The sequence below is a fragment of the Thiorhodococcus mannitoliphagus genome (assembly GCF_010915725.1).
GTDB lineage: Bacteria > Pseudomonadota > Gammaproteobacteria > Chromatiales > Chromatiaceae > Thiorhodococcus > Thiorhodococcus mannitoliphagus.
Map to the genome: position 1 here is coordinate 1 of NZ_JAAIJR010000098.1, position 22,074 is coordinate 22,074.

At 64.9% G+C, this 22,074-nt stretch carries 18 protein-coding genes and 1 pseudogene; 8 read left to right on the plus strand and 11 right to left on the minus strand.

The window, feature by feature from the left end; translation table 11 throughout:
* Positions 1–322 (plus strand): annotated as a pseudogene (locus G3480_RS19100) (IS4 family transposase); the annotation flags it as partial.
* A 218-nt stretch (positions 323–540) separates the two neighbouring features.
* Here G3480_RS19100 and tssH read toward each other — a convergent pair.
* The 11 genes from tssH to tssA all read right to left on the minus strand — a co-directional run bounded on the left by tssH (position 541) and on the right by tssA (position 12,190).
* Positions 541–3,309, minus strand: a complete 2,769-nt coding sequence (gene tssH, locus G3480_RS19105; protein WP_164655484.1) for a type VI secretion system ATPase TssH — start codon at positions 3,307–3,309, stop codon at positions 541–543.
* A gap of 38 nt (positions 3,310–3,347) precedes the next feature.
* The gene (locus tag G3480_RS19110; RefSeq protein ID WP_164655500.1) at positions 3,348–3,611 is read right to left on the minus strand and encodes a Txe/YoeB family addiction module toxin; all 264 of its coding nucleotides are present in this window, start codon (positions 3,609–3,611) and stop codon (positions 3,348–3,350) included.
* 2 nt (positions 3,612–3,613) lie between these two features.
* Complete coding sequence (locus tag G3480_RS19115) at positions 3,614–3,880, minus strand: type II toxin-antitoxin system Phd/YefM family antitoxin (protein ID WP_164655501.1); 267 nt, start codon at positions 3,878–3,880, stop codon at positions 3,614–3,616.
* Between the two features lie 197 nt (positions 3,881–4,077).
* A complete protein-coding gene (gene tssG, locus G3480_RS19120; protein ID WP_164655485.1) occupies positions 4,078–5,118 on the minus strand; it encodes a type VI secretion system baseplate subunit TssG in 1,041 nt (346 codons plus the stop codon).
* The gene (gene tssF, locus G3480_RS19125; protein ID WP_164655486.1) at positions 5,082–6,953 is read right to left on the minus strand and encodes a type VI secretion system baseplate subunit TssF; all 1,872 of its coding nucleotides are present in this window, start codon (positions 6,951–6,953) and stop codon (positions 5,082–5,084) included. Before tssF ends, tssG begins: the two co-directional genes overlap by 37 nt.
* A gap of 1 nt (position 6,954) precedes the next feature.
* Positions 6,955–7,467, minus strand: coding sequence for a type VI secretion system baseplate subunit TssE (tssE, locus tag G3480_RS19130; protein ID WP_164655487.1), 513 nt, complete (start codon positions 7,465–7,467; stop codon positions 6,955–6,957).
* Positions 7,460–8,299, minus strand: coding sequence for a type VI secretion system accessory protein TagJ (locus G3480_RS19135; RefSeq protein WP_164655488.1), 840 nt, complete (start codon positions 8,297–8,299; stop codon positions 7,460–7,462). The genes tssE and G3480_RS19135 overlap by 8 nt, the downstream gene beginning before the upstream one ends.
* A gap of 17 nt (positions 8,300–8,316) precedes the next feature.
* On the minus strand, positions 8,317–8,799 hold the full coding sequence (locus tag G3480_RS19140) for a type VI secretion system tube protein Hcp (protein WP_164655489.1): 483 nt from the start codon (positions 8,797–8,799) through the stop codon (positions 8,317–8,319).
* 255 nt (positions 8,800–9,054) lie between these two features.
* Positions 9,055–10,548 carry a type VI secretion system contractile sheath large subunit gene (tssC, locus tag G3480_RS19145; RefSeq protein ID WP_164655490.1) on the minus strand — a complete coding sequence of 498 codons (1,494 nt, stop codon included), beginning with the start codon at positions 10,546–10,548 and terminating at the stop codon, positions 9,055–9,057.
* A gap of 2 nt (positions 10,549–10,550) precedes the next feature.
* Positions 10,551–11,096 carry a type VI secretion system contractile sheath small subunit gene (tssB, locus tag G3480_RS19150; protein WP_164655491.1) on the minus strand — a complete coding sequence of 182 codons (546 nt, stop codon included), beginning with the start codon at positions 11,094–11,096 and terminating at the stop codon, positions 10,551–10,553.
* Between the two features lie 41 nt (positions 11,097–11,137).
* Positions 11,138–12,190: a type VI secretion system protein TssA gene (gene tssA, locus G3480_RS19155; RefSeq protein ID WP_164655492.1), complete on the minus strand. Its 1,053-nt coding sequence runs from the start codon at positions 12,188–12,190 to the stop codon at positions 11,138–11,140.
* 631 nt (positions 12,191–12,821) lie between these two features.
* Between tssA and G3480_RS19160 the strand changes: the two genes are divergently transcribed.
* From G3480_RS19160 to G3480_RS19190, 7 genes are all read left to right on the plus strand, one after another.
* Positions 12,822–13,304 carry a type VI secretion system tube protein Hcp gene (locus G3480_RS19160; RefSeq protein WP_164655493.1) on the plus strand — a complete coding sequence of 161 codons (483 nt, stop codon included), beginning with the start codon at positions 12,822–12,824 and terminating at the stop codon, positions 13,302–13,304.
* Positions 13,305–13,639: 335 nt separating this feature from the next.
* Positions 13,640–16,285 carry a type VI secretion system tip protein TssI/VgrG gene (tssI, locus tag G3480_RS19165; protein ID WP_164655494.1) on the plus strand — a complete coding sequence of 882 codons (2,646 nt, stop codon included), beginning with the start codon at positions 13,640–13,642 and terminating at the stop codon, positions 16,283–16,285.
* Between the two features lie 103 nt (positions 16,286–16,388).
* Positions 16,389–16,985, plus strand: a complete 597-nt coding sequence (locus G3480_RS19170) for a hypothetical protein (RefSeq protein WP_164655495.1) — start codon at positions 16,389–16,391, stop codon at positions 16,983–16,985.
* 13 nt (positions 16,986–16,998) lie between these two features.
* On the plus strand, positions 16,999–17,502 hold the full coding sequence (locus G3480_RS19175) for a PAAR domain-containing protein (protein ID WP_164655496.1): 504 nt from the start codon (positions 16,999–17,001) through the stop codon (positions 17,500–17,502).
* A 293-nt stretch (positions 17,503–17,795) separates the two neighbouring features.
* Positions 17,796–19,178, plus strand: coding sequence for an autotransporter outer membrane beta-barrel domain-containing protein (locus tag G3480_RS19180; RefSeq protein ID WP_164655497.1), 1,383 nt, complete (start codon positions 17,796–17,798; stop codon positions 19,176–19,178).
* Between the two features lie 135 nt (positions 19,179–19,313).
* Positions 19,314–20,783: a transglycosylase SLT domain-containing protein gene (locus G3480_RS19185; RefSeq protein WP_164655498.1), complete on the plus strand. Its 1,470-nt coding sequence runs from the start codon at positions 19,314–19,316 to the stop codon at positions 20,781–20,783.
* 118 nt (positions 20,784–20,901) lie between these two features.
* Positions 20,902–21,606 (plus strand): alpha/beta fold hydrolase, encoded by a 705-nt coding sequence (locus G3480_RS19190; RefSeq protein ID WP_164655499.1) that lies wholly within the window; start codon positions 20,902–20,904, stop codon positions 21,604–21,606.
* Positions 21,607–22,074: the final 468 nt, after the last annotated feature.

Genomic DNA, 22,074 nt, shown 5'->3' on the forward strand with positions numbered 1-22,074 from the left:
GCAGCAAGACGTCCACGCCAAGATCCTTGCCCTGAACCTCGCCAGCATGGTTCGAGGACTCGCCCAGGTGCTCGCAACCCGCCGTCACGCCGCGCGCAAGCATGCCTATCACGTCCGCTGGACCAGCAGCCTCTCGACCATGAAGCACACGCTGGTTCGACTACTGATCGGCACCTTACATCCTCCAACCACCCTGCTGACACAGGCCGTCCTCACGCTTTCCGATGCCGTCGAGGCGGTACGGCCAGACCGACAATTTCCACGCCGCAATCCCGGCAAGCTCAAGCCTGGATTCCACCCGGCTTACTGCCGGGCGGCTTAAGTCCATGGCATTGGGGGGAGGGCGGTGCTGTGACTGAAGGACCTCGCGGAGGTCGCGGTTCTTCGGTAACTGTTGCCGCAGAGACTCCACGAAGCTGTCCGAGCCGAGGAATTCTTTGCTCCCAGGGTGCAGGTTGACACTTTCCTTCCGCGACGAATCGAGCGTAATGCGCGACGGCTTCCTGCCGGCGCTCGCGTGGTAGAACAGGCGCGGGCCTGCTACTCGAACCCATACCGAAATTCCCCCGCCTCGACGCCGATGTCCACCCGTGCGATCGGCTTGCCTTCCATCATGCGTGTCAGGAATTCCTCGCTGATTCGGGGTAGGACGGTGTTGGTCAGGATGGCGTCGATCATGCGCCCGCCGCTTTCCAGCTCGGTGCAGCGTGAGGCGATGAGCTTGACGACGGCGTCGTCATAGGTAAAGGGCACCCGATGATTCTCCTGCACCCGTTTGGCGATGCGCCCGAGCTGCAGCCGGGCGATGGCGCCGATCATGTCATCGTTGAGCGGGTAGTAGGGGATGGTGACCAGCCGGCCGAGCAGGGCGGGCGGGAAGACCTTGAGCAGCGGCTCGCGCAGGGCCTTGGCGATGTCATCGGGCTCGGGCATCAGCTCGGGGTCGCTGCACAGGCGCATGATCAGCTCGGTGCCGACGTTGGTGGTGAGGAGGATGAGGCAGTGCTTGAAGTCGATGACGCGCCCTTCGCCGTCTTCCATCCAGCCCTTGTCGAAGACCTGGAAGAAGATCTCGTGGACGTCCGGATGGGCCTTTTCGACTTCGTCGAGCAGCACGACCGAGTAGGGCCGGCGCCGCACGGCCTCGGTGAGGACGCCGCCCTCGCCGTAGCCGACGTAGCCGGGCGGGGCGCCCTTGAGGGTGGAGACGGTGTGGGCCTCCTGGTACTCGCTCATGTTGATGGTGATGACGTTCTGCTCGCCGCCGTAGAGGGTCTCGGCCAGGGCCAGCGCGGTCTCGGTTTTGCCGACGCCCGAGCTGCCGGCGAGCAGGAAGACGCCGATGGGTTTGTTGGGGTTGTCGAGCTTGGCGCGGGAGGTCTGGATGCGCCGGGCGATCATGTCGAGCGCATGGCGCTGGCCGATGATGCGCTGCTCCAAGGTGTCCGCCAGCTTGAGGATGGATTCCAGCTCGTTCTTGACCATGCGGCCGACCGGGATGCCGGTCCAGCTCTCGACCACGGCGGCGACGGCCTGGTGGTCGACGGTCGGGAGGATCAGGGGATGCTCGCCCTGCAGGCTATGGAGCTGGGCCTGTAGCTCCTTGAGCCGAGTCAGCAGGGCGTCGCGATCGGCCTCGGGCATCGGCTCGGGCGGCGTGGTGGACTCGGCCTGATCGGCGGTCTGGACCTGGGTCGTCTCGGCCGCGGCGTCGGCGGCCTCCTCCAGCTCGGTCGCCGTGCCCTCGACCTTGCCCGTCTTGCCCCGCAGTTGGCCGCGGATCTGGAGGATCTGCTCGACCAACGCCCTTTCTTGCTCCCAGCGGGCTTCGACCTCGGTGAGACGGGTCTGCTCAGTCGCCAGCTTCTCGGACGCGGCGGCTTCGCGCTCGGCCGTGTCGATGCCGACGACCGTTTCGCGCCGGATGATGGCCAGCTCGTTCTCCAGCGCGCCGATCCGCTTGCGGCAGTCGTCGACCTCGGGCGGGACGGCGTGCTGGCTGATGGCGACCCGCGCGGAGGCGGTGTCGAGCAGGCTGACCGACTTGTCCGGGAGCTGGCGCGCCGGGATATAGCGGTGCGACAGCCGCACCGATGCCTCCAGTGCCTCGTCCAGGATCTGCACCCGATGATGCTGCTCCATGGTCGAGGCGACCCCGCGCATCATGAGGATGGCCTTCTCCTCGCTCGGCTCGCCGATCTGCACGACCTGGAAGCGCCGGGTCAGCGCCGGGTCCTTCTCGATGTGCTTCTTGTATTCGGTCCAGGTGGTGGCCGCGACCGTGCGCAGGGTGCCGCGCGCGAGCGCCGGCTTGAGTAGGTTGGCGGCGTCGCCGGTGCCGGCCGCGCCGCCCGCGCCGACCAGGGTGTGGGCCTCGTCGATGAAAAGGATGATGGGCTTCTGCGACGCCTGGACCTCCTCGATGACCGAGCGCAGACGCTGCTCGAACTCGCCCTTCATGCTGGCGCCGGCCTGGAGCAGGCCGACGTCCAGGGTGCGCAGGGTCACGTCCTTGAGCGGGGGCGGAACGTCGCCGGCGACGATTTTGAGCGCGAAGCCCTCGACCACGGCCGTCTTACCCACGCCGGCCTCGCCGGTGAGGATGGGGTTGTTCTGGCGCCGCCGCATGAGGATGTCGACGATCTGGCGGATCTCTGCATCACGCCCGACGATGGGGTCCAGCTTGCCGGTGCGCGCCTGCTCGGTGAGGTCGACGGTGAAACGCTTGAGCGCCTCCTGCTTGCCCATGCTGGCCGGCGCGATGGCCTCGCTCGCCTCGCCCGGTGCCGCCCCGCCGCCGACCTGCGAGCCGTCCTGAGCGCCCATGGCGTCTTCCGGCGAGCCGCCGACGATCTCGCCGAAGCGGTCGCACAGGGTCTCCAGCTTGATCTTGTCGAATTCCTTGGAGATGGCGGGCAGGGCGTTCTTGAGTCCGGGTGTCTTGAGGATGCCGACGACCAGGTGCCCCGTGCGCACCTGAGATTCCTTGAACATCAGGCTGCCGTAGACCCAGCCGCGCTCGACCGCCTCTTCTACATGTGCGGAGAGGTCCGAGATGGAGGTCGCGCCCGCTGGCAGCCGGTCCAGCGACTCGGTGACGTCCTTCACCAGCCGGGCCGGGTCGATCCCGAACGCCTTAATGATGCGGTGCAGGTCCGAGTCCTGGAGCTGCAGGATCTGATGGATCCAATGCACCAACTCGACGTAGGGATTCCCGCGCAGCTTGCAGAAGACCGTGGCGCTCTCGATGGCCTTGTAGCCGATGCGGTTGAGCTTGCCGAATAGGGCGACGCGACTGATGTCGGGCATGGTGGTGTCCTCCTGTCAGGTGCGGGTGTCTGCTGGCATCACCCGTCGTAGTGAAAGCGGCAGGCGATGATGACCAAGTCTTCGTCGGTCGCCCGATAGACCAGCCGGTTTGTGTCGTCGATGCGTCTGGACCAGTAGCCCGAGAGATGACCGCGCAGTGGCTCGGGCTTTCCGATTCCGGTGAAGGGATCGCGTGCGGCCTCGTGGATCAGCGCATTGATGCGTTTCAGCGTCTTCTTGTCCTGCTGCTGCCAATAGAGATAGGCGGCCCAGGCATCCGGGACGAAACGAACGTCGCGCAGGATCAGCGGCCGTCCTCGTCGATAAGCGTGCGCGGTTGCGATTGCCCGGCCCTGTCCTGCTGGATGGCCCGCGCGAGCGCCTGTGCATTCGCCGGGGTCGATAGCAGATGCAGGGTCTCCATGACGCTGTTGTAGTAGTCGAGCGACATGACGACGGCATCGCCTTCCGCATCGCGGCGGCTGATGATGGTCACATCGGCGTCGCGGACGACATCGTCCAGAACGGACTTGAGTGATTTGCGGGCGTGGGAGTAGCTCACGACTTTCATGGCGATCGAATCTGTGCAATAACTTGTTCGAGTGTAGCGCCGTCTCTTGATGGTGGGCGGGTGCTCGAAGGGGCCTCGCGAGTCGCTGGTGCTGGTGGGGAGGTGGAAGTTGGTCACCTGGGTCAGCAGGATTTGATCGATCTGTAAGGCTCTCCCGGTGCCAGTCGCGCCGGGGCGGCGCTCCCACGTTTGGGGCTTTACACCGTAGCATCGGCAAACCGCAGCGGCTGCAGCTTCAAGTCATCCGGATCCTGCTCCGGCGTCCCGCTGGTCGCCCAGGTCGTCCAGCCGAGCTGGCTTTGGCCGCCGAGCTGCATGGGCGGCGTCTCCTCGCGGCGCAGGATGAGGTTGAGTTCCCAATCCAGTTCGTCCCCCAGATAGTTGCGGACGATGGCGACGAGCCTCGCGAGGCTTTCGCCGCCCGGCAGCATGCGGCGGTAGTCGTCCAGGCCCAGCGGCCCGAGTTGGATGCGGAACTTGTACTGACGGTCCCAAACGCGCGAGCCGACGATGGTGGTCAGGCCGAGACAGCCGGTTGCGCGTGAGCCGCCGAGCTTCCATTGGGAGTCCTGTGGCAGCTTGAGCCAGTGTCCGATGAATTCTTCGATGTGCGCCGGGAGTCCGAAAAAATCCTTGATGATCGCGGTCAGGCCCTCGGGATGTCGGCTCTGAGCGGCCAGGCGTCCGGCGTAGTGGAGCTTGGCCAGGTCCGGCATGGCGTCGCGCGCGCGGAAGGCCGGCATGCCCTGGCCGAAGAGGGCGGCCAGATAGACGGCGAAGCGGTCGGTCTCCGGGCGGTCGAAGCTGACGGTCGGGCGCCCGTTCGCCCAGGCGCGATAGAAGAGCGCCAGCATGCGGTGATGGAAGATGTCGGCGAAGCGCGCGAAGGTGGGGTCGCCCACCGTGCGCTCGCGCTCTCGTGCGTATTCGCTAAGGTGCAGCGGCAGCGGACCATTGGGGCCAAAGAGCCCCATGAAGTAGACGGATAGACGCGGCGGCTGTCCGGGCTTCTCCCAGCCGAAGTCTGACAGGGTCGAGGGCGCGAAGCTGAGCGAGGGGTCTTGCGCCAGCCGCACCGGCTCCTCGGCCGGGCGGGACGTTTGGCCGATGCGCGGGCGGTCGCGATAGGCGCACTCGAGCTGACGCAGCGCTTGGAAGAAGCCAAACCCGTAGGGTGACTCCTGCAAGGCTTGCAGCACGGCTAGCTGGTCTGACGTCGGCCGATTCTCGCGGGCCACCGCATCACCTCACCCTCGTCTGGCGTGTTGATGACCGTCTCCGTGAAGGAATTGATGGAGACGTATTTGGCGAAGAATTGCTCCAGCACGGCGCCGAGCAGGAAGACGCCGCTGCCCTCGAAGGCGCTGGGGTCCATCGTCAGCTTCACCTGCAGGCCCCTGGCGTAGGTCACGCGGCCGGGATCCGGCAGTCTGCGTGTGATTGGACTCGTCTGCACACTAAGCACGCCATCCACCTGACGCCGTGTGGCGGCATCGCCCAGATCGCCGTAGAGGGCGAGCAGCTCGCGCAGCGCGTTGGCGCCTTGCTCCGCGTCCTGGTTGCTGAGCGAGAGATAGTTGAGCGAGAGGTGGCTGATGAGCCGCCAGGCGCTGTCGCCCTTGGGGAAAGACGGGCGTGGCTTGGTCGGCCCGGCGACGCAGCGGATAGAGCGCACGGGGGCGCTGATCTCCAGCGAGAAATCCGTATTGCCCTTGCCGAGCGGCAGTTGCAGCGGCAGGTCGCGGTTGGTGCAAAGGGTGCCGATGGCAAGCTGCCGCAGGCTGTGTCGGTAGGGTGCCTCGTCCGCATCGACCAGGCTGACGAAGACCTCGCTGCCGATATAGCTCGAACGCGGCCCGCGCTGCTGTTGCTGGGTCGAGGGGACACGCGGCTCGCGGTGGAGGCTGTAGTAGGCGCGGTGGGCGCGCCCGCCCATGATGTCCTGCGAGGTGTAGAAGGGCAGGAAGGTCTGCTCTGGGTCGGTGTGGGCGCCGATGCCGACGACCTCCTTGATGCTGAAGATCTCATAGTCCAGCGGCCGGGTGCGGTCTGGAATGATGTGGTGCTCGTGGCCCCGGTTGCTCAGATGGACGCGGTCGGCGCGCTTGGGGAAGAGGTTGATCGCCGGTGTGCAGTAGAGCGCGAAGTAGGAGGCGTCGAAGGCGTCCTCGTCGAGCAGGCCGCTCTGATCGAGCAGCACGACGATGTCGAGCTGGGATTCTGTGCAGCGCTTGACCGAGTCGCCCAGCCCGGTGAAGTCGACGAAGAGGTAGCGGTCCGGGAAGGCGAAGTATTCCTGGAGCAGACGGTAGCCCTGGAAGGACTGAGGCCCATAGGGCAGCAGCGCTTCGTGATCGTCGAAACCGACCCGCCGGATGCTGCCCGGCTCCAGCCGCGTCTGCCATTCGGGCTCGCTCTTGCCGGGTCTGACGACGACCGCCAGCGCGTGGCCCAGCAGCTCTTCGTAGAGACGCATGCGCAGTCCGTCGCCGCCGCGCAGGAAGAGGCGTAGGCGATCCAGGGGCAGGGCGTTGAAGGGGACTCCGGTGGCGCGCAAGCGAAAGCGGATGCCGGCCTTGACGCCTTTGATGCCCTGCCCGCCGGCGGCCAGGGCGGCGGGCGTGCTGAGCGGCTTGGCCTCGATCAGCTCGATCGGCCAGAGGGTGACGTCGCTCGCCGTGCGGTACTCGCAGGCGGTGCGCTCGCCCTTGCCGAGGATGCTGCGCAGACTGGTCCCGCGCGGAATCTCGAAGCCCTTGGCGAGATCCCCCTTGGTGAGGTCGGGCTGGAGCTGGACCACGGCCATCGAGGGGACCGGGGCGAGATAGTGCGGATAGACCATCTCCAGCAGGTGCTGGGTGAAGCTGGGGAACTCGGCGTCGAGCTTGAGCTGGACGCGTGCCGCGAGGAAGGCGAAGCCCTCCAGCAGGCGCTCGACATAGGGGTCGGCACAGTCGAAGCCGTCCATGCCGAGGCGACCGGCGATCTTGGGGAAGTCGCGCGCGAACTCGGCGCCCATCTCGCGGATGAACTGCAGCTCGCGGTTGTAGTAGCGCAGGAAGTCGGGATCCATCTCAGCGGCCGGGGCCTGCCTGCTCGGTCACCTGGACGTCGCCAAGGTCCAGGTCGAGCTCCGTCTTGAGATAGATGCGCAAGGGGACGGGCTGCGCCCAGAGTTCGCCTTCGATGTCGAACGTCAGTGCGTTGTGCGTCATGTGTTCGGCGTTGGCCCTGGCGCGCACCCGGACCGTCTGACGCAGAATGCGTGGCTCGAAATCCCAAATCGCCTGCCGCACGGCGCGCTCGATCACCGTGATGTCGACGCCGGATGAGGTCAGGCCGGTCATGTCTGGGATGCCGTAGTTGACCACCGAGTGCTCCACGTAGGGATAGTCCTCGAGGTTTTGCACGCTTTCCAGGCGTCCGGCGTTGAGCAGCCAGGCCAGATCGCGCAGCACGCTCTCGCGTAGCTGACGCATCGAGATGACGCGCTGCTCGCGCGACTCCTGTCCTTTGTCGGGCTCGTCGTCGGTGAGTCGGTTCAAGAGCGCGGGCTGCAGGCGCTCCGCTTGTGTGAGTTCAGCCACTGTGCGGCTCGCCCTGGCGAGTCGTGCCGTCGCGATGATCTGCATCGACGTCGAGATCGATGCGGCGAACGTCCATGAGGGAGAAGTCGCCCGCATCCGTGGTCAGCATCCGCTGACCAAGCCCCAGGTAGGTGCCTGGTGTGGGCTCCAACCATTCGGTCTTGCGGGACAGGCGGATCTGCTCGTCCGCGCTGGACTCGGAGCCCGGATAACGCGTCGGGATGAGGCCGACGGACTCGCCGCCATTGGCCCAGGTGAAGTAGGCCGGCATCCAGACGACGTCGCGCAGGTCGGCCGGTGCCTCGATCTGGATGGTGCGGATGCGATGGAAGGGGATCCAGTAATAGCGGCCCTCGACCACGGCCTCCAGGATGGGGCCGAGGCGTGGGTCGGCGTCCGCGATCCAGGCGAACGCCTGGTCGTCGATCGTGCCGCTGGTGGCGGGCGCCGCGGCGAAGGCCTCGTCGCGTAGCCGCGCCGCTTCCCCAAGCTGCCCCGCCGCCGTGCGCTGTAGCGACTCCAGCAGCAGCGCCAGCCAGTGCTCCGGATCGCCGAAGATCAAGGGGGAGCGTTTGCCCGCGAAGATGGCGGCGCGCAGGTTTTCGCAGCGGATGGCCTCGCGATAGGTCTGCACCATGGGCAGGGCGGCCGGATCCATCTGGCCCGAGACCTCCAGCTGATTGAGCGCCCGCTCCCAGTCGCCCTGCACGGCCAGCAGCTGAAAGAGGAAAACCCGTTGCTTGGGATTGGCCGCGTCCTTGCGGACCGCCTGCTTGAGTTCAGACAGCGCATCGTCCAGTCGACCTTCGGCGAGCAGTTGCTCCGCGGACATGGCGTGCTCCATTGGGATCAGGTCGGCTTACCCGTCTTGAGGTCGAAGCCCTTGTCGGTCGCCTGGGTCTGGGTGCCGCCGGCGTCGAACTGGGTGTACTTCTGGATGATTTTGGTGAAGCTGACCGTGAAGCTCTCCATCGGCCGCTCGCCCCCGCTCGAGATGGAGTAGGAGGAGATGATCGGCTCGTAGAGTTCGTACTCCATGTAGACCTGGTCGGCGCCCTCGCCGCCGGTCTGGATGAAGTGCACGATCGCCTTGTCGCAGATCTTCTTGCCGTAGATGGACTGGGCGAAGATCTCGTTGGATGAAATGTCAGCGTCCTTGGAGCAGGCCACCTCGCTGAAATTCGGCGTGCTGGTCTCGCGGTCCTTGCCCGAGCCGCTGACGGTGATGGTGCGCGCCACGCCGAGCTGGATGGAGGTCAGGTTGATCCAATCCTCGTGTCCGGATTGCTGCGCGTCGCCTTTCAAAACGCCTTCGAAGTCGAGAAGAATCATGGGGGGCTCCTCAGTTGGCAGTTGTCAGTTGTCAGTTGTCAGTTGTCAGTTGGCAGTGGACAGTTGTCAGGCTTATTTCTTGCCTGACGGCAGCTTGGAGACCAGGCGCAGGGAGACTGTTAGGCCCTCCACCGAATCCCGCGCCGGCGTTGGTGGACTGCGCTGGGCTTGTCCGCCCTACGGAAGACGACTGGCCGGAACGATGATCGACGCTCCTTCCCGAAATCCTGTTCATTCTTCTCTTCCCTGGGCTCACTACTTCTTGCCTGACGGCAGCTTGGAGACCAGGCGCAGGGAGACTGTTAGGCCCTCCAGTTGGTAGTGCGGGCGCAGGAAGAACTTGGAGCTGTAGTAGCCCGGATTGCCCTCGACCTCCTCGACGACGACCTCGGCGCCCGCGAGCGGTCGTCTGGCCTTGTCCGACTCCGTGGCGGTCGCGGGATTGTTGAGGACGTACTTGCCGATCCAGTTGTTGAGCCAGGTCTCCATGTCGGCGCGTTCCTTGAATGAGCCGATCTTGTCGCGGACGATGCACTTCAGATAATGCGCGAAACGACAGGTCGCGAAGAGATAGGGCAGGCGCGCCGAGAGGTTGGCGTTGGCCGTGGCGTCCGGGTCGTCGTACTCGAAGGGCTTCTGCAGCGACTGGGCGCCGATGAAGGCCGCGAAGTCCGAGTTCTTCTTGTGGATGAGCGGCATGAAGCCGTTCTTCGCCAGCTCCGCCTCGCGGCGGTCGCTGATGGCGATCTCGGTCGGGCACTTCATGTCCACGCCGCCGTCGTCGGTCGGGAAGGTGTGGGTCGGCAGACCTTCGACCGCGCCGCCGGACTCAATGCCGCGGATGCGTGAGCACCAGCCGTAATACTTGAAGGAGCGGGTGATGTTGGTCGCCATGGCGTAGGCCGAGTTGGCCCAGGTGTACTTGTTGTGGTCCGCGCCCTCGGTGTCTTCCTCGAAGTCGAACTCGTCGACGGGGTTGGTCTTGGCGCCATAGGGCAGGCGCGAGAGGAAGCGCGGCATGGCCAGGCCGATGTAGCGCGCGTCGTCCGATTCGCGCAGCGAGCGCCAGGCGGCGTACTCCGGGGTCTGGAAGATCTTGGTCAGGTCGCGCGGATTGGCCAGCTCGCGCCAGGAGTCCATCTGCATGACGGCGGGATCCGCGCCGGCGATGAAGGGGGCGTGCATGGCGGCGCAGACCTTGGAGATCTCGCCCAGGCATTCGACGTCCGGCGGGCTGTGGTCGAAGTGGTAGTCGCCGACCAGGCAGCCGAAGGGCTCGCCGCCGAACTGGCCGTATTCTTCCTCGTACATCTTCTTGAACAGCGGGCTCTGGTCCCAAGCCGTGCCCTTGTACTTCTTCAGGGTCTTGTGGACCTCTTTCTTGGAGATGTTCATGACGCGAATCTTGAGCATCTCGTCCGTTTCGGTGTTGTTCACCAGGTAGTGCAGGCCGCGCCAGGCGCCTTCCAGTTGTTGGAAGTCCTCATGGTGCATGATGAGATTGACCTGCTCCGTGAGCTTCTTGTCGATCTCGGCGACGATGGACTCGATGGTGCGCAGCACGTCCGTGGAGACGACCACCGTCCCCGCCAGCGCCTGCTCGGCCAGGGTCTTGACGGCCTCGGTCACGGCCTCCTTGGCGCGCTCGGACTTGGGTCGGAATTCCTTCTCCAGCAGTGCGCTGAAGTCACCGGCTTCCAGGGCTTCAGCGGCGGCTTCCGGCTGGACTTGGGTGTCTGCTTCGGCCATGGTCAAGCCTCCGTCTTGGCAGATTCGTCAGTGGCGTCGGGTGCGTCCGCATCGCCCTTGGGCTTGGGGGCGGAGGCCAGCGCCTGCAGCAGCGCGGGATCCTGCAGCGCCTTGGCGATGAGTTCCTCGGCACCGGACTTGCCGTCCATGTAGCTCATGAGGTTGGACAGCTGCTCGCGCGCCTCCAGCAGCTTGCCGAGCGCGCCGACCTTGCGGGCCACGGCCGCCGGGGAGAAGTCGTCCATGCTCTCGAAGGTGATGTCGACGCTCATGTTGCCTTCGCCCGTCAGCGTGTTGGGGACCTGGAAGGCGACACGTGGCTTCATCGCCTTGAGTCGATCGTCGAAGTTGTCGACGTCGATCTCGAGGAACTTGCGGTCGGCGACGGCGGGCAGAGGATCCGCGGGCTTGCCGGAGAGGTCGGACATGACGCCCATGATGAAGGGGAGCTGGATCTTCTTTTCCGCGCCGTAGAGTTCGACGTCGTATTCGATCTGGACCCTTGGTGCGCGATTTCTGGCTATGAACTTCTGGCTGCTTTCCGCCATGGGAATCCCCCTTCGTTGGCTGGTCTCGGGTCAAGTGGCCTTCAGCTATCTGATTCGGGGCCGCGAATCACCTGTGCTTGTGAGAGGCCGTCCGGGGCCAGGTCTTCCAGGATCTCCAGAAAGTCCTTGGAGACGAGTCGTTTCGCTCGATTGAGCAGCAGCGGGATGGGGCTGGAGGGTTCCTGGCGACGGTAGTAGTCGATCAGGAGGTCCAGGGCTCGCACCACATCCGCGCGATTGTTGATCGCGCCCAAGCCGCTCGAAGCAAGGGGCTTGCCAGCTGGGTTGGCACTTGGCTCATCCGGGGCTGCCTCCGCATCCGGTTCCTCGGCATCAAGGGGGGCTCCGGTGCGCTCCGTCAGGGGTGTCGATACCGCCTTATGCGCGGCTTGAATCATGGCCGACAAGGGCGAGAGGTCGGGGCTCGCGTCCACGCCAACGGCCTCGGCCAGCAGGGCTTCCAAGGACCCGGTGAGCCCGAGTGAAGCCTGGATGGAGTCCATTGTGGTCTGCAGCTGGTCCAGATCGACCTCCTGGAAGGCCGCGTCGATCAGCTGTGGCTCCGGCGGGGAGGTCTCGCCGTCCTTGGGTAGCGGCAGCTCATGATGCGCGATCTGCAGGTCACGCAGACTGAAGCTGCCGATGCCGCGCGCCTGCACCAAGGGCGCGTCGCGCAGTGCCTCGAGTGTGGCCTCGGGATCGGACAAGGTCAGCAGCGTGTTGACGCGCAGGGTGGGGTCGTTGTCGTCGTCGGGATCGAGCTGGGGATGGACGGCATTCCAGTCGTGCTCGATCAATCCCTTGATGAGGCTGAGTCCGTCGCGGAAGCCTGGCCAGCCCCGGGTGCGAATGAGGGCGCGGGTGAGATGGGTCGCAACCCGGAGGTCCTTGGTGCGCGCCAGCAGCTCGAGGGCTTGGCGCTCGACTTCGGGCCACTCGGGCTCCTCCGCCGGAATGATGGTGTCGCCGAACTGCTGCTCGGGCTTGCCTTCGGTCGCGCGCTCGAGCGCGCCATAGGCTGGATCGTACTCGAGGTTCTCGCCGCAAGGTGCCTCAGGAGAGACCTCTCTGAGCAAACCTTGGATATCGATCAACGCCGTACTCCTATCCGGCATCCGGATCCGGCAGTGGGCTCATGCGTGAGCAGGATGCTGCGGGATGCTGATGCGCCAATGGGGCCGTCGCCGGACCAAAACGCTCGGAGCCCAGTTCATGGCGGCCGGCGACGGGTGGTCTTGTCGATCTTCAACGAGAGCAGCGCGCTTGGTTCGACTCGCGGCCGGTGAACACCCGCGCGTTCGTCTCGGTAAAAACTGATCCATGTTTAGCCTCCTGTCAATGGTAGACGATTCCGGCGACGGCAGATCCTTAGAAAGTGCCCATCAATTGTTTCCCGATGCGAGCGATGCCGCCCGAAATCCCCCCTGCCCCCCTTTGCGAAAGGGGGGAAGTTGTTGATGCACACTTCCTTAGTGCTGGCGTCGCCGACCGCATCGACCCGAATCGGGTCAAGCTGAGCCGATCGGCCCGAAGTGGCATGGAGTCGTGCTGTGCGCATGGGTGTCGTCTCGAGTTTTATCGAATCGAATCAATGTTTTTTCTATTGGCACGGGTTCTGCAAAGAGTGAGTCACCAAGGCTCGAATGGGTGCCGGGGAAAGGCCGAAGCCAGCGCCCCAAGCATCGCCCTCAGCAGCCGCGACATGACACTTAGCAGGAGCACAGCATGATTCTTCTCGACTTCGAAGGCGTTTTGAAAGGCGACGCACAGCAATCCGGACACGAGGACTGGATCAACCTGACCTCCATCCAGCTCGGCGTGGCACGCACCATCACCGTCAGCGGCTCGGGCAAGGATCGCGAGACCAGCACGCCGAATTTCAGCGAGGTGGCCTGCTCCAAGGACGCTGACATTTCATCCAACGAGATCTTCGCCCAGTCCATCTACGGCAAGAAGATCTGCGACAAGGCGATCGTGCACTTTATCCAGACCGGCGGCGAGGGCGCCGACCAGGTCTATATGGAGTACGAACTCTACGAGCCGATTATCTCCTCCTACTCGATCTCGAGCGGAGGCGAGCGCCCGATGGAGAGCTTCACGGTCAGCTTCACCAAGATCATCCAGAAGTACACCCAGTTCGACGCCGGCGGCACCCAGACCGAGGCGACCGACAAGGGCTTCGACCTCAAGACGGGTAAGCCGACCTGAGGCGACTGAGCGGCGGCTCGCGAACCGCGGGTCGCCGGCTCGGGGCGGTCTGAGGCCGTCCTTAGCAACCCCCTGGTCAACCCTTTCCTGTAAGTGGGCTTGACCGCGGTGCGCGCCGAAGGGGGCGGACTGGCAGTTCACATCAAGATTTCGAGGTTCATGCGGGATTCCGCTGCTCCGAGAGCAACATGCAATGCACTTGATCTTGGATTGTCTACTCTGTTTCTTATGCGTATCCGCGGTCTTTTTTTTTCACGCGCTGATCAGTCCAACTGAAACCACTGAAAGCGCCTACCCTAAGGCGCATCCGACTCAGAAATTGAGGAGCCTCTGTCATGCCGTCCGGTTCCGCCTACAGTCAAAACGCTCGGCTGATCGGCCTCGAGACCCCGCTCGGTGAAGACGTTCTTTTGCTGCGCGGCATGGTCGCGCGCGAGCGTTTGAGCAGCCTCTTCGAATTCGAACTGGAACTCCTGAGCGAGGACGACCAGATCTCCGCCGCGGATCTCCTGGGCCAGAGTGCGACGGTACGGCTCGAGATGCAGGATCAGAATCAGCGGTTCTTCAACGGTTTCATCAGCCGCTTCTCTCACGCTGGGTTCGAGGGTCGCCTGGCACGCTATCGGGCGACGCTGGTCCCTTGGCTCTGGCTGCTGACTCGCACCTCGGATTGCCGCATCTTCCAAGCCATGACGGCGCCGGACATCATCAAGCAGGTCTTTCGTGATGCCGGCTTCACCGACTTCGACGACCGGCTGAGCGCCGACTACCGCACCTGGGAATACTGCGTCCAATATCGCGAGACCCACTTCAACTTCGTCAGCCGTCTGATGGAGCAAGAGGGCATTTACTGGTACTTCACACATGAGGACGGTAAGCACAAGCTGGTGATGGCGGACGGCTACAGCGCGCATCAGCCCATGCCCGGCTATGCCGAGATCCCGTATCACGCCGCGGATTTGGCCGCCGAGCGTGACGAGGACTTCATCTTCGAGTGGTCGAGCATCGCAGCGGTGCGCCCAGGTGCCTACGTGCACGACGCCTTCGACTTCAAGAAACCCAGCTCGGAGCTGCGCACCTCCTCGGCCATGACCCGCGAGCATGCCCAGGCCGACTATGAAATCTACGATTACCCAGGCGAGTATGTCGCGGTCGGCGAGGGCGAGCGCTACGCCGGTGTACGCATGGAGGAACTGCAGTCCGATCATGAGATTGCGCAGGGGCAGAGCTTCGCGCGCGGCCTGGCGGTCGGCCACCTCTTCACCTTGACCGATTACCCGAGGGCCGATCAGAACCGCGAGTATCTGGTCCTCTCGGCCGAGCACGCGCTGCAGTCCGACACCTTTCAAAGCGCGGATGGCGCGGGCAGCGCCATTCCCTACCGCTCCAGCTTCACCGCCATGGACGCCCGCGAGCCCTTCCGGGCGCCGCGTCTAACGCCCAAGCCCGTCGTTCAGGGACCCCAGACGGCGACCGTCGTGGGGCCTGCGGGCGAGGAGATCTGGACCGACGCCTATGGTCGGATCAAGGTCCAATTCCATTGGGACCGCTACGGCCAGATGGACGAGAACAGCTCCTGCTGGGTCCGCGTCTCCCAGCTCTGGGCGGGCGGCAAATGGGGCGCCATGCATATCCCACGCATCGGTCAGGAGGTCATCGTCGACTTCCTGGAGGGGGATCCGAATCAGCCGATCGTCACGGGCCGCGTCTACAACGCCGACCAGCCGGTGCCCTACGAACTCCCAAAATGGGCGGGCTATTCCACCCTCCGCTCGCATACGACCAAGGACGGCGCGGTCAACGACTTCAACGAGCTGAGATTCGACGATCGCAAGGACAAGGAGCAGGTCTTCCTGCACGCGCAGCGGCGCATGGATCTGCGCGTCAAGCGCAACAAATACGAGACCGTTCAGGGCTCGAGCAGCACCCAGATCGGCGGCGGCCATGTGCTTACCATCGGCAAGTCCTTCGACCTGCACGTCAAGGAGGATGTCTACGCGCGAGCTGACGGACAGGTCGATCTGAGCACGGGCGGTGATCTTCTCGTGGATATCGGCGGGGGCGCCAAAGTGCACGTCTCTCAAGGGCTGGAGCAGAACGCGACCAGCATCCTCCTGGAGGGCAAGACCCATGTGACCCTCAAATGCGGCGGCAGCTACGTCAAGATCGCCCCGGACGGCATCACCCTTCAGGGTCCCATGGTCCGCATCAACTGCGGCGGCGGCACACCTGGGGCCTCGAGCCTCACGCTGACGGACCCCTTGGACGCGGCCGGGGCCGATACCGGCGTGCCTGGCTACGTCGACAACCTCCCGCGCGGCGGGGGTGGTGGGCGGCGGACTCGGCACGTCGGCCCGGAGCGCGCGCGCTCCGTGACCCGCAATGCCGATGGCTCCGTCAACTATGGCGGCTCCGGCATTCGCATCTCAGGCTCCGATGCCTTTGTCGACAGCACGGTCGCCACCCTGGATTCGCTCGACGGGACGCAGACCGGACATCAGCTCATCGACAATCTCCAGAGCAATGGTCATGTCGCGTCCATCGAGGAGGACCCGGCCGCCTCGGCCTCGGGCGGCGGCGGCTTGACCACCATGACGACGCCCAACAGTTTCCCCGCCGGCACCAGCGTGGATATGGGCAGCGGCGGCATCCAGACCTCTGACGGATCCGGGTCCGATAGCGTGGTCAACTGGCAGCCCGGGAACAACGCTCAATACACGGACGACGAGGGCAACACTCATACGCAACCGGACGAGGCGCTCCTCGGACACGAACTCAACCATGCCGATCACAACGCCCGCGGCAACAATGGCGCCGCGACACCGGACCCCGCCGACCCCACGGGCAACCAAGAGGAATCCCGGACGATTGGAATCAACGATCATGCGGACGAGGCGGTCAGCGAGAACAATATCCTGCGCGACATGGGCGAGGATTGGAGGCGGACGGATCATGATTCCGGCGCTCAATCAGCTTCATGATCCTCAGCCTCATGATCATCGGCCCCAGGATCGACGCCGCTCGCGGGCTGGCCGACTCCAGCTTCTCGGCCTGCTCCTGGCGCAGCTTATCGGAGTATCGACCATGACTGACAACGCCCTCGCCGTAGAGCTTCGGGCTCAGGTGAACAAACAGACGGCGACCGAACTCACCCTGGCCTACGAGCTGCGCAACACCACGGATACGCGCATCTTCGTCTTCGACCACTTGCTGTACTTCGACGCCAAGGGCGCGACCCGGCGCGCCGATACCGGGGCCTATGTCTTCGCCGACCGGGATGGCGTGGTGCGGGTGCTGCGCGGCTTTATCGCGCCGCCCATGTTCATGTCGGTCGCGCGCCGCCCGCCGATCGTGGCCTCCGCCGTCAACCCCGGCTGGGCCAGCGCGGGCGTCGTCAAGCTCCCGTTGCCGCTGATCGAGATGAATGCCTATTTCCCGGCTGAGGCCTGTGATCCAGCCTCGGCAAGGCCAGTGTCGCGGTTGCGCATTCAGGTCGGCTGGGTCGAGGAGCGCGAGGGCACCAAGACCGGACCCTTCGAGATCGATCACAAGTCGCTGGTGCGGCTGATCGGCGGCTGGGGCTCGCCCTTGCAACGGACCGCCCAGACGGAGATCGAGGTCACCGGCGTCAGGCTCTGTCCCTATGCCGGCCGGTTCGACCGTCCGCAGCTGCAGCAGTGAGGAGGCCCATCAGATGCCACAAGGTCCAGCCGCGCGTGTGTTCGACGCGGTCGCCCATCCCCTACCTCCGGTCCTGACCCCAGGCCCGGGGAGCACCAACGTGCTCATCGGTATGCGTCCTGCGTGGCGGGGTTTGCCGCTCGCCGCCGTCGCGGCGCTGCAGGCCGCAAAGACCTCGGCGGACGCGACCATTCGCACGGCCGAAGCGGCCACCGCCGCAGCCGCTGGGACGCCTGGTGCGCCCGCTGTCTACGCCGCCGAACAGGCGGCCAAGAGTGCGGCCTTGGCCGCGATGAGCGCGGCGATCACCTCGGCCGCTGCCGGGGGCACGGATATTCATAGCTGTATGACACCCTCGCCCGCTCCGCCGCATGGGCCGGGCGTCGTCATCAATGGCTCAGCGACGGTTCAGATCAACAATCTGCCGGCGTGCAGACTGGGTGATAGCATCCTCGAGGCGATCGGGCCGCCTAACAGCATCACCAGTGGCGACCCAAGCCTCTTGATCGGCGGATGAGGTCGGCGCGTCCGCATCTTGGCGCTGTATGCGCTATCCGTCGTCGCCCCGTACAGGTATTCTGAGTAACCAAGTGATCCGCTAGGCCAAGCGCCATTTCACGAGCAAGGCTTGAAGAGGCTTGGTCTTCCCTTGCGGACGCGGATCTAGAACTTTGGTCAGGCATGTTGCAGGGATGGAGCGGGCTGACTGCTTCTGCAACCTCTCGAGTGGAGATGATTTCAATGGCAACTGATTGCTCTTGCGTTTCTCATTGTGGAAGTCCGTCTGGCAAGGCACTCCGAGCGCCCGCGATGCGGCAGGGTCCATGGCGGGCCATCTGCCTCTTCAGCGGTCTGACGGTGCTCCCCGCGACCCTGCTCGCACAGGTCGAGAATCCCGATGCGCCGCCCAATGGCGGTCCAACGGCACCGACCACGACCTACGACGACGCCCTGAGCGCCACGACCGTCAACGGAGCCATTGCCGGCGAGGCCATTTTCACGACCTGCGCGACCGGACTCAATGGCGAGGGCTCGGTGCGCAATCAGAAGTTCCAGGACGACTGTAACCTCATCGTTGGCGGCGCCTCCACAGATGCGGCGGGCTCAGCGGTGGCATTGGAGCAACTGGCGGCGGACCAGATCAGTGCGCAGAACTCGGCGGTGGAACGCTCGGCTGGGGCCGGCATTACCGTGACTCAGGGGCGGCTCGAGCGTATTCGGCTGGCTGACCGCGCGGCGACGGGGACAGGTGCCGTGCTGGCCGGCAACAACCTGCTGTCGATGGCCTCTGGAGGCGGTGCCAGCGCGGATTTGACCGCCGGCCCCTTCGGTGGCTTCTTCAACTACGAGTACATCAGCGGGGACGAGGATCAGACCGCTTTTCAGCCCGGCTATGATGCGACAAGTTGGTCGCTGGCCGCCGGTATGGACTACCGCTTCAACGACAGCTTCGTGGGCGGCCTGGCGGTGCGCTACGCCGATGAGGACACGAACTTCGACAACAGCCGCGGCGATATGACCGGCGAGTCCTGGGGCATCATTGGCTACGGGTCCTACTTCCTCCCGAACGGTCTCTTCATCGACGGCTCGCTCGGCTACTCGAATACGGATTTCGTGCTGGAGCGCGAGATCAACTACAGCATCACGGGTAGCACGGCCCGGCAGATCGCCAAGTCCGATTCGAGTGCCGACATCTGGAACTTGAGTGTCGCCGCCGGATACGACCTCTTCGTCAATCCCTTCTCGATCACGCCCTCACTGCGCCTGAGCTATGTCGAGAACAGCGTGGACGGTTATCGCGAGACCATGTCCGATCCCACGGGCGTGGGCGGCGGCATGGCGCTGTCGATCGATGCTCAGACCTATACCTCGCTGACCACCAATCTCGGCGTCCAGATCTCGCGCGCGATCAGCACTGACTCCGGTGTTTGGGTTCCGCAACTGCGTGTCGGATGGATCCACGAGTTCGAGAACGGCCAACAGCAGGTGGGTGCCACCTTCGTCAACGACATCAACCAGCAGCCGCTCTATATCCTGACGAGTGAGCCGGACGAGAATTACTTCGACGTGGGGATCGGGGTCTCTGGGCAGTTCGCGAATGGGCGCTCGGCCTTCATCGCTTACAACACGCTGCTGGGCTATGACAATTTGACCTACAACGCCATCACTGCGGGCGTGCGGCTGGAGTTTTGAGGCGCGGCCCGGGTGTGATCTGGGCGCGGCGGCAGGGCGTGCCGCCCGCGCCCGGCTCGCTGCCGGGCGAAGCCGCTGGTGCCCCGCCGATCGGCCGTTGCCCTCAGTCTTGATCCCCCGACATGGATCCTCCTGATGCCCCCGAGCGATGAGACCCTCTACTCCCCGCGCTTGCGGCGCGAGACGGCCTCGCCGCCGGGCATGCGGCTGGATTTTGTCGATGATCAGGGTCAGGCGCGGCAGTTGCTCTTGACCGAAGCCCTGATCGTCGGGCGCGCGGACGACGCTGGACTCCAGCTCTCCCATCCCCTTGTCAGCAGACAGCACCTGGTCATCTATCCCGAGGCCGGGCGCTGGTGGCTGCGCGATCTCCAAAGCAGCAACGGCACCCGCGTCGCCGATCGCCCCGTCGACAAGCTGCCGCTGGACGGTGTCATCACGGCCGAACTCGGCTCCGGCGGCCCGCGTATCAAGCTGAGCTTGGTGCGCGAGGAGCGCAACGAGCCGGCCACGCCCACGCGCGAGGAGGTCTCGCGCCGCTACCTCGATGACGACCATAGCGGCGATATCGGCGAGCATACCCAGTTCATCCGACAGGCCTTCAAGGACGTCAAGCGTCGCCAGCGCCGGCTCTATCTGGGGCTCATCAGTGTCGTGCTGCTGCTCCTCATGGCGGTCGGCGGCTATGCGCTCTTCCAGCACGAGCAGTTGGTCAAGACGACCCGTCTGGCCAATGACATCTTTTACGATATGAAGGAGCTGGAGCTGCAGATCGCCAATGTGGAGGCGGAGGTCGACGCGGACGCCTCCGCCGAGTTGAAGGCGCAGGTGGCCGAGTCCAGGCGCCGCCTGGTCGCGATGCGTGAGCGCTACGACGCCTTCGTCGAGCAGGTCCAGGCGGCGCGGCCCATTCCGCTGGATTCCGAGGACAAGCTCATCCTGCACGTCGCGCGCATCTTCGGTGAGACCGAGGTCGATGTTCCGCATGACTTCGCGGCCGAGGTCAAGAAATACATCCGCAAGTGGCAGGCCTCGTCGCGCCTGCGCCGGGCCATCCGCCGGCTCAAGGAGAACGGCTATGGCCCCATTATTCGGCGTGAGCTGGAGGGGCAGGGCCTGCCGCCGCAGTTCATCTACCTTGCCCTGCAAGAGACCAATTTCCAGGCGCGCGCTGTGGGCCCGCCAACCCGCTACGGACGGGCCAAGGGCATGTGGCAGTTCATCCCCGCGACCGGCAAGCGCTACGGGCTGCAGCCTGGCCCGCTGCAGCAGACCGGACAGTTCGACCCCGAGGACGAGCGACACGATGTCGCCAAGGCGACCCGTGCAGCGGCCAAGTACCTGAAGGATATCTACCGCACCGATGCCCAGGCCTCGGGTCTTCTGGTCATGGCCTCCTACAACTGGGGGGAGGGCAACATCATCAAGCGGCTGCGCAAGATGCCGGAGAATCCGCGCGAACGGAATTTCTGGAAGCTGCTGCGCGATCACAAGATCCCCAAGGAGACCTACGATTACGTCTTCTACATCGTCTCTGCCACGGTCATCTGCGAGAACCCGGCACTCTTCGGTTTCGATTTCGCCAATCCGCTGGCCGCGGGCTGAGTGGGAGCAGCGCCGACTGGGATGGATCTTCACCCTGCTCGGTCTCTCATTGTTGGGCGGCTGCGCGCTGCAATCCAGCCTGTCCTATGCTCCGGATCGGCTGGCGATGGAGGGCGGCATGGCGCGGCGCCTGGTGTCTGGCGCGGGGTTCGAGCATGTCGTCTTCTCCCGGGGCGATCTTAGGACCACAGAGCGCATCCATGTCTACCTGGAGGGCGATGGTCTCCCCTGGCGCAGCCGTCACCGGATCGCATCCGACCCAACGCCCCGCAATCCGCTCGCCTTGCGTCTCATGGCGCTGGATCCGTCGCCCTCCATCTACCTCGGCCGGCCCTGCTATTTCGGCCTGGCGCAGGCGGATGGCTGCAGCCCCTGGCTCTGGACAGATGCGCGTTATGGGGCTGAGGTCGTCGACAGCATGGTCGCGGCGCTGAAGGCCCTGCTGCCCGCGGACGGGCCGCCGCCGCTGACCCTGATCGGCTACAGCGGCGGCGGTGTGCTGGCCGCCTTGATGGCACCTCGTCTCGGAGGCGAGGTCCGCGTTGTGACGCTCGCGGCCAATCTCGACATCGACGCCTGGGCCGACCACCATGGTTACAGCCGTCTCAGCGGGTCGATCAATCCGGCCAATGAGCCGCCGATCGGCGCGTCGATCATGCAGCTGCACCTGATGGGGGCGCGGGACCGCGAGGTTCCGCCAGCCACAGTCGCGCGCTTCATGGCGGTGAATCCTGGGGCGCAAAGGCGATTGTTTTCAGACTCCGATCATCGCTGTTGCTGGCTTGACGACTGGCCCGCGCTGCTCCTGTTGCTCGACGGATGAGGTCAGGCGATCCGGATGGAAGCGCAGGCCGGAGGGCCTCCCGCGAGGGACTCTGGCGTTCGGCCCAGGGGTGTCCGGTGCTTGCACCTCCGGAGTGCGCCTTTATAGTGCCTAGCCTAGGCGTGAGCCGAGCGGTGCCGAAAAGCTGGACTCGGGCGCTGTGTTTGCGCGAGAGCTGAGGCGATTTCTGTCAATCACCTGAACGACTGGCTCCGATTTTGCTGGAGATCGAGAACTCACGCGCGTCCTTGGAGTCGCGGCGGCAGGCAAGGCAGGCGGCATGCGTTGGCTGCGAGTGACGGTCACGCATGCTCACTGTAGCAGTCCCGGCGGCGTTGATCATCGATCGTCCAGTCGGTTGAGTCGACAGCGTGCATCCTTAAAGGCAAAGCGACGTGGGAGCGGGCGCCCCCCCCCGCAGGCCGGCCCGGGCGGGGGGGGGGCCCCGCCCCCCGGGGGGGGGGGGGG